The 11146-nt window shown below is 67.6% G+C and carries 13 protein-coding genes; 3 read left to right on the forward strand and 10 right to left on the reverse strand.

The genetic code is table 11. The features are described 5' to 3' along the window. Positions 1-38 precede the first annotated feature (38 nt). Positions 39-590 carry a ribulose 1,5-bisphosphate carboxylase large subunit gene (locus MLGJGCBP_RS30810; protein WP_160100416.1) on the forward strand — a complete coding sequence of 184 codons (552 nt, stop codon included), beginning with the start codon at positions 39-41 and terminating at the stop codon, positions 588-590. On the opposite strand, the gene MLGJGCBP_RS30815 is transcribed toward MLGJGCBP_RS30810, so the two are convergent. The 4 genes from MLGJGCBP_RS30815 to MLGJGCBP_RS30830 all read right to left on the reverse strand — a co-directional run bounded on the left by MLGJGCBP_RS30815 (position 587) and on the right by MLGJGCBP_RS30830 (position 4274). After that, entirely contained in the window at positions 587-1324 is a 738-nt protein-coding gene (locus MLGJGCBP_RS30815) for an SDR family NAD(P)-dependent oxidoreductase (RefSeq protein WP_160100418.1), read from the reverse strand. The genes MLGJGCBP_RS30810 and MLGJGCBP_RS30815 overlap by 4 nt on opposite strands. Next, positions 1321-2346: a phosphotransferase family protein gene (locus tag MLGJGCBP_RS30820; protein WP_160100420.1), complete on the reverse strand. Its 1026-nt coding sequence runs from the start codon at positions 2344-2346 to the stop codon at positions 1321-1323. The genes MLGJGCBP_RS30815 and MLGJGCBP_RS30820 overlap by 4 nt, the downstream gene beginning before the upstream one ends. Further along, complete coding sequence (locus MLGJGCBP_RS30825; RefSeq protein WP_160100422.1) at positions 2343-3554, reverse strand: acyl-CoA dehydrogenase family protein; 1212 nt, start codon at positions 3552-3554, stop codon at positions 2343-2345. Before MLGJGCBP_RS30825 ends, MLGJGCBP_RS30820 begins: the two co-directional genes overlap by 4 nt. A gap of 99 nt (positions 3555-3653) precedes the next feature. Further along, positions 3654-4274: a TetR/AcrR family transcriptional regulator gene (locus MLGJGCBP_RS30830; RefSeq protein ID WP_160100424.1), complete on the reverse strand. Its 621-nt coding sequence runs from the start codon at positions 4272-4274 to the stop codon at positions 3654-3656. Between the two features lie 119 nt (positions 4275-4393). Here MLGJGCBP_RS30830 and MLGJGCBP_RS30835 point away from each other — a divergent pair, with 119 nt between their 5' ends. Beyond that, positions 4394-4852: an SRPBCC family protein gene (locus MLGJGCBP_RS30835; RefSeq protein ID WP_087559132.1), complete on the forward strand. Its 459-nt coding sequence runs from the start codon at positions 4394-4396 to the stop codon at positions 4850-4852. Here MLGJGCBP_RS30835 and MLGJGCBP_RS30840 read toward each other — a convergent pair. The 6 genes from MLGJGCBP_RS30840 to MLGJGCBP_RS30865 all read right to left on the reverse strand — a co-directional run bounded on the left by MLGJGCBP_RS30840 (position 4849) and on the right by MLGJGCBP_RS30865 (position 10288). Next, complete coding sequence (locus MLGJGCBP_RS30840) at positions 4849-5838, reverse strand: NADPH:quinone oxidoreductase family protein (protein ID WP_087559133.1); 990 nt, start codon at positions 5836-5838, stop codon at positions 4849-4851. The two genes, MLGJGCBP_RS30835 and MLGJGCBP_RS30840, sit on opposite strands and share 4 nt — an antisense overlap. 3 nt (positions 5839-5841) lie before the next feature. Further along, on the reverse strand, positions 5842-6600 hold the full coding sequence (fabG, locus tag MLGJGCBP_RS30845; protein WP_087559134.1) for a 3-oxoacyl-ACP reductase FabG: 759 nt from the start codon (positions 6598-6600) through the stop codon (positions 5842-5844). Positions 6601-6667: 67 nt separating this feature from the next. Then, positions 6668-7477: an SDR family oxidoreductase gene (locus MLGJGCBP_RS30850; protein WP_160100426.1), complete on the reverse strand. Its 810-nt coding sequence runs from the start codon at positions 7475-7477 to the stop codon at positions 6668-6670. A gap of 123 nt (positions 7478-7600) precedes the next feature. Then, positions 7601-8296, reverse strand: coding sequence for a TetR/AcrR family transcriptional regulator (locus tag MLGJGCBP_RS30855; protein WP_087559136.1), 696 nt, complete (start codon positions 8294-8296; stop codon positions 7601-7603). 43 nt (positions 8297-8339) lie between these two features. After that, positions 8340-9101 carry an SDR family NAD(P)-dependent oxidoreductase gene (locus tag MLGJGCBP_RS30860; protein ID WP_087559137.1) on the reverse strand — a complete coding sequence of 254 codons (762 nt, stop codon included), beginning with the start codon at positions 9099-9101 and terminating at the stop codon, positions 8340-8342. A 41-nt stretch (positions 9102-9142) separates the two neighbouring features. Further along, positions 9143-10288: an acyl-CoA dehydrogenase family protein gene (locus tag MLGJGCBP_RS30865; protein WP_072947707.1), complete on the reverse strand. Its 1146-nt coding sequence runs from the start codon at positions 10286-10288 to the stop codon at positions 9143-9145. A gap of 141 nt (positions 10289-10429) precedes the next feature. Here MLGJGCBP_RS30865 and MLGJGCBP_RS30870 point away from each other — a divergent pair, with 141 nt between their 5' ends. Continuing rightward, complete coding sequence (locus MLGJGCBP_RS30870) at positions 10430-11029, forward strand: TetR/AcrR family transcriptional regulator (RefSeq protein ID WP_201453242.1); 600 nt, start codon at positions 10430-10432, stop codon at positions 11027-11029. Positions 11030-11146: the final 117 nt, after the last annotated feature.

Consider the following 11146-nt stretch of genomic DNA (forward strand, 5'->3'; position numbering starts at 1 on the left):
GAAACGTGAGGTGCGAATCCATCAGGCAGGATGGGCCGATGTCTCTCGTACAACTCGGCACCCGCGACCTGGTGCGTACCGTCACCGGAATCGCCCGATGGTCGGCGGACACCGCTGAACTCGTCGTCTCCCTTCCCGGCCGGATCGGCGTCCTCCTGGACCAGGTCGAGGTGCTGATCGCCCGCATCGAGGCGATCAGCACCGGCGCCGAGATCGCGGTGACGCGGGCGAACGCTGTTGCGGAAGCGGCGGCCACCGTCGTCGCCACGGCAGGAACCACGTCCGCGTCGGCGCAGACCCTGATCGACCTGTACCAGCCGCTCGCGACGAAGGCCGCCCCACTCGCGCAGCGGTTCGTCGACGACCTCACCGAGGAGGAGATTCACGCCGCGATCGGGTTGGTGGACCATCTGCCCGAGCTGACGATGCGCATGGAGGGACTCCTGCCCATCCTGGCGACCCTCGACACCGTGTCGCCGGAGATCCACCAGCTCCTCGAAGAGGTCCAGGGGGTGCGTCAGGCGATCCAGGGCGTCCCCGGGTTCAAGTTCTTCCGCAAGCGCGGCGAGGCGCAGGAGGACGAGGACTAGGCGCGGTAGCCGTCCGTTCCGGCCCGTCCGACGACGATCTTCGGGACCACCGCGCGCGAGGACAGCCGCAGCACGGCGTCGACGAGTTCGACGATGTCGTTCACCTCGATCATCGTCTCGGGCGGAATCGTGTCGTGCGTCCACGCGGCCATGTCGGTGTCGACGTACGCCGGGGCCAGGGCGGTCGCGGAGATCCCGTTACCGGACTCCTCCACGTTCAGCGTCTCGATGAGCGAGATCAGCGCGGCCTTGGTCGCCCCGTAGACGGCGAGCCCCGCCTCGGCGTACACGCCGGTGATCGATGCCAGGGCGACGACCTTGGATCCGCGGCCCGGGTTCTCCGCCGCACCGGTCCGGAGCAGCGGCAGCGACTGCTGCAACAGGCTGAACGGCGCCCGCAGGTTGACGCCCAGGCTCTTGTCGAATCGGCGCATGGGGAATTCGCCGATGGCGCCGGCGGTGCCCACCCCGGCATTGAGTACCAGTGCGTTGAGCGAACCGAAGGCGTCGGCGTGCGCCTCGACGACCCGTCCCGCCGATTCCTCGTCTGCGAGGTCCCCCGCGACCACGACGACGTCCTTCGCGCCTGCGGTCCGCAAGTCGGCGGCCACGGCGTCGAGCCGCTCGCGGTCGCGGGCCGTGATCGTCAGCCCGTACCCCTGCTCCGCGAGGCGGGTGGCGATGCCGAGTCCGATGCCCCGCGAGGCGCCGGTGATCAGTGCGCTGCGGCTCATACCGTCTGTCCTTTCAGGGCGCGCAGGCCCGCTGTGATGAATTCGGGCACCGCGTCGCCCGCCTTGTCGAAACCGTCACCGACGGTGGCACCGGCCCGGTAGCGGTGGTTGATGCCCTCGGCGATGACGGCGAGCTTGAAGTTCGCGAGCGCCAGGTAGAAGTTCCAGTGCACCAGTTCACGCCCCGACGCCACGGTGTAGCGCTGCGCGAGATCGTCGGCCGACGGCAGTCGCGGGCTCGTCCACGCCGCGGGTTCGCCGAGCACCAGGTCGAGAGCCGGATGCCGGTAGACGCACATCAGGGCGACGTCGGTGAGCGGGTCACCGAGGGTGGAGAGTTCCCAGTCGACGACGGCCGCCACGGTGCTCACGTCACCGGGCGCGAGGATCGTGTTGTCGATGCGGTAGTCGCCGTGCACGATCGACGACTCCGACTGCTGCGGGATCGACTCGGCCAGCGCGGCATGCAGGCGGTCGACGTCGGCGGAATCCGTCGTCTTCACCCGCCCCCATTGACTGGCCCACAACTTCACCTGCCGCGCCACGTACCCGTCCGGACGGCCGAGTTCGCCCAGGCCGACGGCGTCGTAGTCGACGTTGTGCAGTGCGCCGAGCACGCGGACCAGTTCGTCGGTACACGAGTCGATGTCCGCGTCGGACAGCGGATCGAGGTCCGACTTGGTCCGGATCACCTGGCCCGTCACGTGTTCCACCACGGTGAACGACGCGCCCATGACGCTGTCGTCCTCACACAACGCGACGGTCGCGGCGACCGGTACGTCGGTGCCCTGCAGCGCCGACGTGATGCGGAACTCGCGGGCCACGTCGTGCGCCGAGGGTGTGAGCCCCGCGGTGGGCGGCCTTCGCAGCACCCACCGCGAGGAGTCGTCGTGAATGGCGTACGTGAGGTTGGACTTGCCGCCCGAGATCAGGTCGGCACGCAACTCGCCATTCAGAGGGACATTCGAATCGGACAGGAACTTCTGCAGAGCAACGAGATCGAGCCCGCGGTGTTCGCTCATGCGCCGGCCTCCCGCGCGGCCTTCTTCGCGGCACCCACCACGCGCTTGGCGATGGCCCAGCGGTGCACTTCGGACGGGCCGTCGTACACGCGGAACGGCCGCACCTCGCGGGACAGCCGGGCGAGGGGCAGGTCGCCGGACACGCCGAGACCGCCACACATCTGCACGGAGTTGTCGACGATCCGGAAGATCGCCTCGGCGGCGTAGGTCTTCGCGATGGACGTCGAGTTGCTCGCGTGGCCGCCCTGGTCGAGTTCCCAGCAGGCTCGCGTCAGCAACGCCCGGGTGGCGGCGATGTCGATCTCGTTGTCCGCGATCATCTTCTGGACCATGCCGAGATCACCCAGCTTGCCACCGAAACCGTCCCGCTGCGCGACGTGCGCCACGGCGACGTCGTGGCCGCGGCGCGCGGCGCCCAGCCAGCGCATGACGTGCGTCATCCGGGCGGGTCCGAGCCGGACCTGGGCGTAGGCGAATCCCTGGTCCACCTCGCCGAGGACCCCGCTGTCGGGGACGAACAGATTCTCGAAGAACACCTCACAGTGCCCACCGATCATTGCCCGGTCGAGGGTGTCGATGTGACGCCCTACCGTCAGTCCCTCCACGTCGGCCGGCGTGAGGAACATCGTGGCGCCGCCGCGGTCGCCGGGCACACCGGACGTGCGGGCGAAGATGATGAAGAATCCGGCGCCGTCGGCTCCGGTGATGAAGTACTTGTGGCCGTTGATCTTCCACCCGCCCGGCACCTTCTCGGCGCGCGTGGTCAGCGCGGACGGGTCGGAGCCGGCTCCGGGCGACGGCTCGGTCATGGCGAACGCCGACCGCATGTCGCCGTGCGCCAGCGGAGCGAGGAACCGCTCCTTCTGCTCGGGGCTCGCGATGTGCGCGAGCATGTGGACGTTGCCCTCGTCGGGTGCGCCGATGTTCAGTGCCGTCGGGCCGAACAGCGAGTAGCCGGCGGCCTCGAAGACGGGCGCGCGATCGGTCATGTTCAGGCCGTGTCCGCCGTACTCGACGGGTGCGTGCGGGGCGAAGATTCCGGCGTCCTTCGCCGCCTTCTGCATCTGCACGCGCAGGGTGTCGCCCCCGGCGGCGGTGATGTCGCCGCCGTGCTCGTCCTCGATGGGGAGCACGACTTCGCGGATGAACGCCTCGGTCTTCTCGACGAGTGCGGTCACCTCGGGTGCATAGGACAGATCGATCGCCACAACTACCTCCAGTCAGTACGGCGACTCCGGTACCGACCGATCACTCGCTCGGTCGAAGTCGTTCCCGAGGATCCCACAGGTTCGGAACGGGGTCAAGGCTCAGCCGGATGCGCCGACGGTGCTCCTCGCGATCGCCAGGTACCGCTCGACCAGTTCGTCGGGCGACAGCGGCCCGTCCTCGCGGTACCAGGTGGACACCGCGACGCACATGGTGACCACGGCACGGCTCGCATCCTCCGGGAACGGTGTCCGGAAATGCCCGGCCGCCACCCCGTCGCGGACGATGTCGTCGAGCATCTCCTGCTGCTCGTCGCGCAGCGCGATGTACGCCTGCCTGCTCTCCGGTTCCATGCTCCGCGTCTCACGGGACGCGACGAAGGCCTGCTCGCGGCGGTACATGTGGAATCGCAGCAACGACTCGATGACCGCGTCGAACCGCGCCCCCGGTGTCGGGCCCGCCTCGGACACCGCCGCTCGACTGCGATCGAGGAGATCCCGCATCACGACATTCGTCAGCCCCACCAGCAACGCCTGCTTGGAGGGGTAATGGTGGTAGAGACCGGGGACTGAGAGCCCCGCACGTGAGGCGATCTCACGGATCGACGCGCCGTCGTAGCCCTTCTCGACGAACGCCGCCAGCGCCGCGGCCAGAACCTTCGACAACCCCTGGTCGGTGTACTCACGCCAGGAACTGCTGCGCTGGGCGCCCTCTACCGTCATGGGTCCTACGGTAGAACAGGTACCCGCCGCTCCCCTGCCGTGGTCGCGGGAGTTGACTAGAGTCGAACGAGGTCGCCCAGATCGACAGCCTTCTCCGACAGAGAGCCAGGGACCACCCGATGATCCACGTCCGTCACTCCGCGATCGCAGCCGTGCCCCTCCACGTGGCCTTCGCGTACATCGACGACTACCGGACGGTCCCCGACTGGATGTTCGGAGTCTCCGAATTCCGTCCGATCGGCGAATTCGACCAGGGGCTGGAGTCGACATTCGACGCCGCGATCCACATCGGCCCGAGCACCCTGCGGTCGCGCCTCGAGGTCACCGAGTGGGTGCAGGACCGGGTCATCACCCTGGCGTCGCTCGACGGCGCCGCCAACTCCTCCACCTGGGAGTTCGCCGCGCACGGTGAGGACAAGACCGAGATCAGCGTGGACTTCGCGTACAAACTCCCCGGCGGTCTCACCGGCAAGGCTCTCGGTCTCATCGTCGAACCGTTCGTCGAAACGGCCGTGAAGAACACCGAGGCCACCCTGCGGCAGAACCTCGAGGAGCTGTACGCGAAGCGCGCCCGCTAGCGTCCCGGCAGGAACGCCAGCCGTCCGACCGTCGTCCCGTCGCCGAGGCGTCCGATGCCGTCCGCGACGTCGGTGAGCCCGAGCCGCTCGCTGATCATCGGTGTGATCTCGCCCGCCGCGGCCATCCTCGTCAGCTCCTCGTGACACTCCCGGATGGCGGCGGGGTCGTAGGCGTTGTACAGACCCCAGTGCAGCCCGATGATCGAGTAGTTCTTGATCAGCGCATGGTTCAACCCGGGTGACGGGATGGTGCCGCTCGCGAACCCGATCACGATGATGCGTCCCTCGAACGCGATGCACTTGGTCGACTTCGTGTAGGAGTCGCCGCCCACCGGATCGAACACGACGTCCGCACCGCGTCCGTCCGTGAAGTCCTTCACGGCCTGGACGAAGTCCTCGCTGTGCCGGTCGATCACGAGGTCGGCACCGAGTTCCCGCGTGTAGGCCGCCTTCTCGGGCCCGCCGACGACGCCGATCACCTTGGCGCCTGCCGCCTTGCCCAGTTGCACGGCTGCGCTGCCCACGCCTCCTGCCGCGGCCTGCACGAGCAGGGTTTCGCCGGGCCGGATCTGCGTTCTGCGGTGCAGCGCAAACCATCCCGTCTGGTACCCGATCGACAGTGCCGATGCTTCGGCGTCGTCGAGGGCCTCCGGGGCGGGGAACGCGGTCGCCGCCGACATGACGGCCAGCTCCGCGAATCCGCCGTTCGGCAGGCTCGGCATGCCGATCACCCGGTCGCCGACGGAGAACCCGGACACGCCCTCTCCCAGCTCCACCACCTCGCCGCACAACTCGACGCCGGGAGTGAACGGAAGCGGCGGCTTGATCTGGTACTCACCGCGGCACAACAGCACATCCGGGAAGTTGGCGGCCGCGGAGAGCACCTTGACCAGCACCTCTCCGGGCTTCGGCTCGAGGTCGGGGACGTCCTCGAACGTCAGGACGTCCCGCGGCTGACCCAGTTCGTGTACACGCCACGCCTTCATCGATCAGTCCTTCGGTCCACCGGCGACGTAAACGACCTGACCCGACACGAATCCGGCACCCTCGCTGACGAAGAACGACGCGGTGTGCGCGATGTCCTCGGGCTGTCCGACGCGGTTGACGGGGATCTGCGACGCCGCCGCCTTCTTGAAGTCCTCGAAGCCGACGCCCACCCGCTCGGCGGTCGCTGCGGTCATCTCGGTCTCGATGAATCCGGGCGCGATCGCGTTGGCGGTGACCCCGAACTTGCCGAGTTCGAAGGCCAGGGTCTTGGTGAAGCCCTGCATGCCGGCCTTCGCGGCCGAGTAGTTGACCTGACCGCGGTTGCCGAGCGCGGACGTGCTCGACAGGTTCACGATCCGGCCGAACCCCGCGTCCACCATGTGCTTCTGCACGGCCCGCGACATCAGGAACGCGCCACGCAGGTGCACGTTCATCACGGCGTCCCAGTCGTCGACGGTCATCTTGAACAGCAGGTTGTCGCGGGTGATTCCGGCGTTGTTGATCAGGATCGTCGGTGCGCCGAGTTCGGTCGCCACCCGTTCGACCGCCGCGGCGACGGACGCCTCGTCGGCGACGTTCGCGCCCACGGCCAGGGCTTCGCCGCCGGCGGCCTTGATCGCGTCGACGGTGCCGGCACACGCGGCCTCGTCCAGGTCGAGCACGGCGACGGCGTACCCGTCGCTCGCCAGCCGCTTCGCGACGGCGGCGCCGATACCCCTGGCCGACCCGGTGACGATGGCGGTTCTACGTTCCTGGCTCACTTGTTTCCTCCATGGTGGTTGTTCTCGGTCTTCGTACGGTATGTGCGCACTTCGCTTCTCGGTCGGGTCAGGACGGCTCGGCCAGGAGCGTCGCCCGGTAGCGGCGCATGCCCCGGATCCATCGGTCGTAGTCGGCGCCCTTGTGCCGGTACATCTCCAGCACCTCGGGGTGCGGAAGGATCAGGAATTGCTCGGCTTCCATTGCGGCGAGCACGCATTCGGCCACCTCGGCCGGCTCGAGCACCGATCCCGCGGTGGTGACGGCGCGTGCGGCGATGGCCGACAGGGCGGCGTCGTCGGTGAGCAGTTTGGTGTTGACGCCCATCGGGCACAGGCAGCTGACACGGACGCCCTTGTCGCCGTAGGTGACCGACAGCCACTCGGCGAATCCGACGGCGGCGTGCTTGGTCACCGAGTAGGGGGCGGAACCGATCTGAGTGAGCAACCCGGCGGCCGATGCTGTGCTGACGAAGTACCCCTCCCCGCGCTCGATCCAGCCGGGAACGAGGCGGCGGGCGGCCCGGACGTGCGCGCGGACGTTCACGTCGAGGGCGAGGTCCCACACGGCGTCGTCGGGTTCGAGCTGGTCGCCTGCCGCGACACCCGCATTGGCGAAGTAGAGGTCGACGGGCCCGAAGGCTCGCTCCGCGGCGTCGATGACCGAGGCGATCTGAGCGTCGTCGGACGCATCTGCCTGCACTGCCAGCGCAGCGCCGGGATGCTCGGCGTCGATTCTCCGGACTATCGCTTCCAGCCCGGTGCCGTCGAGGTCGGTAACGACGACCTTGGCACCCTCGGCGGCGAGCCGCTCCGCGAGTGCACTGCCGATTCCACCGCCGCCACCGGTGACGACGGCAACCTTCTGCGCAACCTGCACGAGATTCCTCCCTCGAGGGGACACGAACGTGGCCCCAGTCTTCCACAGAAACAACCTGAACCCGGTGTCGGATTCAGTTTTGTGGACCGAAGTGTCCCACACGCTCACGCCGCAGGCGAGAGCTCAGCTCCGCTCGGGGAACCTCAGTCCGTTCGCCCAGATCCGCGTCGTCGTGAACACGACGTCGTCGAAGTCGACAGGAGTGCCGTCGGTCCCGTTCACGCTGGCCACGAACACGTTGTACGCAAGCCGGCTGACCATCCCCGACAACGCCCGCGACGCCAGCATCGGGTCCAGTTCCTTGTCGGCGATGCCTCGCGCCTGCAACTCCGCGATGCCCCGCGCGTTGCGCGCGATGAACGCGTCGGCCCGCTGACGCCGCAGATCCGCGAACGCCGGGTCGATGTGGGCCACCTGCTCGAGCAGCCCCATCAGCTTGGCGTTGCGCCGGTAGGCCTCCAGGTAGGCGCGGTTACTCGCCTCCAGCACCGCATAGGGGTCGTCGGTGTCCTGCACCCGCTTCATGCCCGGGTGCATCATGTCTTCCTGCGCCACCTCGAGCACGGCGGCGAAGATCTGCTCCTTGTTGTCGAAGTACGTGTAGAACGACCCCGTCGAGCAGTTCGCTTCCTTCGTAATGTCGGTGAGCCTGGCGTCGAGGTACCCGGACCGCTCGAACACCGTCCGCGCGGCCGCCACCAACGCCGCGCGCGTGCGTGCACCGCGAGGGGTCGCCGGAGGCTCCCGCAGCAGATCGGTGGCCGCCATCGACGGGGCGGGCTGGTCGTCCCACTCTTCATGGACGGTGCGCGTGGTCATTTCCTACTTATACGCCAGCACCGCAGCCCCGCCCAACCCGCGCTCAGGTGATCGTGATGCCGCCGTCCACCGCGATCGTCTGACCGGTGACGTACGCCGCGGCGTCCGACGCGAGCCAGACCACGGTCGCAGCCAGCTCCTCGGGGTCACCGAGGCGACCGAGAACCAGTCGCGATTTCATCGATTCGAGGTACCCGTCCTGGTACTGGTCCGTCATCTCCGACTCGAAGAACCCGGGGGCGATCGCATTCACCCGGATGCCCTTGCGAGTGCCCCACTGCTGCGCCAGATCGCGGGTCAGACCGATGACGCCGGCCTTGCTCGCGGCGTACGCGGCCTGCGGAAGTCCCGCGGTCGTGAGGCCCAGCACGCTCGCAATGTTCACGATCGCGCTGCCCGGCTTCATGACCCGGCCCGCCGCCTGCGCCGCCCAGTAGGAGCCGTTCAGATTGATGTCGACGACCTGCCGGAACTGCTCCGGAGTCTCCCTCGTCGCGGGGACGGCGGTACCGACGCCCGCGTTGTTGACGAGAACGTCCACGCGGCCGAACTTCTCCATCGCCGCGTCGATCATGTTCTGCGCCTGCGCCGGGTCGGCGATGTCCGTCGCGACGCACAGCGCCTCACGTCCCGCTGCCCGCACCAGTTCGGCGGTCTTCTCGAGACGATCGGTGCGGCGCGCAGCCAGCACCACATCGGCGCCCGCCTCCGCCGCCGCCTGCGCGAACGCCACCCCGAGGCCCGACGACGCACCGGTCACGACGACCACCCGATCGGTCAAGCTGAACTTGTCGAGAACGGACATACGAAGCGACTCCTTTGTCGTCGGGCTGTAGGGGTGCGGACTCAGAGGCCGAGGTCGCGGCCGATCAGTTCCTTCATGATCTCGTTCGAACCGGCCCAGATCTTGGTGACACGAGCATCCATCCATGCACGCGCGGCACGGTATTCGGTCATGAACCCGTAGCCACCGTGCAGCTGCACGCAGTGGTCGAGGACCTCGTTCTGCACCTGAGCAGTCCACCACTTGGCCTTGGCGGCGTCCACTGCCGTCAGCTCGCCGTCGGCGTGTGCGGCGACGCAGTTGTCGACGTAGGCCTGGGTGACCTCGACACGGGTGACGAGGTCGGCGAGAAGGAACTTGTTCCACTGCAGCGACCCGATGGGCTGCCCGAATGCCTTGCGGTCCTTGGCGTACTGGATCGTCTCCTCGAGAATCGGCGCGGCGTGCGCGATGTTCGAGACGGCGGCGCCGACACGCTCCTGCGGCAGCATCTCCATCATGTGAATGAATCCGCGGTCGATCTCACCGATGATGTTCGTCGACGGCACGCGCACGTTCTCGAAGAACAGCTCGGCGGTGTCGGACTCGTGCTGGCCGACCTTGTCGAGCTTGCGTCCGCGCTCGAAACCCTCCATGCCCGTCTCCACGGCGAACAGGGTGATGCCCTTGGACTTCTTCTCGGGGCTGGTGCGGGCGGCGACGATCACCAGGTCGGCGTTGTAGCCGTTGGTGATGAACGTCTTGGAACCGTTGATGATCCAGTCGTCGCCGTCCTTGACCGCGGTGGTCTTGAGCGAGGCGAGGTCGGAACCGCCGGAGGGCTCGGTCATGCCGATCGCGGTGAGCAGCTCACCGGTGCAGAACTTGGGCAGCCAGCGCTGCTTCTGCTCCTCGGTCGTGAGTTGCACGAGGTACGGCGCGACGACGTCGGCGTGAATACCGAAGCTCGACGACACGGCGGCGCTTGCGCGTGCGAGTTCCTCCCCGAGGACGGCGTTGAACCGGTAGTCGCCGGCCTCGCTTCCGCCGTACGCCTCGGGGACCTCGAGGCCGAGGAAGCCGTTGCGGCCCGCTTCGAGCCAGATCTCGCGGTCGATGAACCGCTGGGCGATGAGCTTGTCTGCCACCGGCAGCAGGTTGCGGTTCACGAACTCCCGGACCGATTCGCGGAATGCCTCGTGATCGGGGCCGTACAGGGTGCGTCGCATGACCGCTCCTTCTGGATGTCGAGCTATTGACTGATTCACGCTTCGAGCATGTAAGCGTCTGCTTATTTTCTAAGCGCTTGCTTATACTGATGGCGTGACGCGGTATTGTCAACAGCCGCGCAGCCGAGGATGGAGAGAGACATGAGCGAATCACCCAGCCAGGTGATCAGCCCGTCCAAGGCTGCCGCCCGCATCCGAGCCGCAGCCGTCGACGCCTTCGCTACCAGCGGATACGGCGGCACCACCACTCGCGAGATCGCCGCCCGCCTCGACATGAGCCCGGCCGCGATGTACCCGCACTACCGCTCCAAGGAAGAACTTCTCTTCGCGATCAGTTACGAAGGCCACACCGCTGCACTCGACGTCGTGAGGAACGCCGACCTACCCGACGAGGCGCCGTCGACGAGATTGCAGGCACTGATCGGCGCGTTCGCGAGCTGGCAGGCCACCCACCACGCGCAGGCCCGCGTCGTGCAGTACGAACTCAACGCCCTCACGCCGGAGCATTACCGCGACGTGGTCAAACTGCGCCGGGATATCACCCACATCGTCCGCTCCGTCGTCGACGCCGGGGCGGCATCCGGCGAATTCACCGTCCCCGACGGCGAAGGCGTCACCCTCGCCCTCATGTCACTGTGCGTGGACATCTGCCGCTGGTTTCCCGCGGGCGCCTACACCGAACCGGAGGCCGTCGCAGACCTCTACGCCGGCCTCGCCATGCGACTGGTCGGGGCAGCGTAGGTATTGCCTGCGAACTTGGATCGAGCTAATATAGAACATACGTGCCCCTCCTTACGTTTGTGTGGGCAGTTTTACCTCGATTCCGCCGAGATTGAGATAGATCATCGCCGTGAGTGA

The sequence above is a fragment of the Rhodococcus sp. T7 genome (assembly GCF_009872365.1).
Classification (GTDB): domain Bacteria; phylum Actinomycetota; class Actinomycetes; order Mycobacteriales; family Mycobacteriaceae; genus Rhodococcus_F.

Coding starts and splice junctions, on each gene's coding strand:
- MLGJGCBP_RS30830 (WP_160100424.1), bottom strand. CDS start 4,274: ATGACGGTAGAGGGCGCCCAGCGCAGCAGTTCCTGGCGTGAGTACACC.
- MLGJGCBP_RS30870 (WP_201453242.1), top strand. CDS start 10,430: ATGAGCGAATCACCCAGCCAGGTGATCAGCCCGTCCAAGGCTGCCGCC.
- MLGJGCBP_RS30865 (WP_072947707.1), bottom strand. CDS start 10,288: ATGCGACGCACCCTGTACGGCCCCGATCACGAGGCATTCCGCGAATCG.
- MLGJGCBP_RS30835 (WP_087559132.1), top strand. CDS start 4,394: ATGATCCACGTCCGTCACTCCGCGATCGCAGCCGTGCCCCTCCACGTG.
- MLGJGCBP_RS30810 (WP_160100416.1), top strand. CDS start 39: ATGTCTCTCGTACAACTCGGCACCCGCGACCTGGTGCGTACCGTCACC.
- MLGJGCBP_RS30820 (WP_160100420.1), bottom strand. CDS start 2,346: ATGAGCGAACACCGCGGGCTCGATCTCGTTGCTCTGCAGAAGTTCCTG.
- MLGJGCBP_RS30860 (WP_087559137.1), bottom strand. CDS start 9,101: ATGTCCGTTCTCGACAAGTTCAGCTTGACCGATCGGGTGGTCGTCGTG.
- MLGJGCBP_RS30840 (WP_087559133.1), bottom strand. CDS start 5,838: ATGAAGGCGTGGCGTGTACACGAACTGGGTCAGCCGCGGGACGTCCTG.
- MLGJGCBP_RS30855 (WP_087559136.1), bottom strand. CDS start 8,296: ATGACCACGCGCACCGTCCATGAAGAGTGGGACGACCAGCCCGCCCCG.
- MLGJGCBP_RS30815 (WP_160100418.1), bottom strand. CDS start 1,324: ATGAGCCGCAGCGCACTGATCACCGGCGCCTCGCGGGGCATCGGACTC.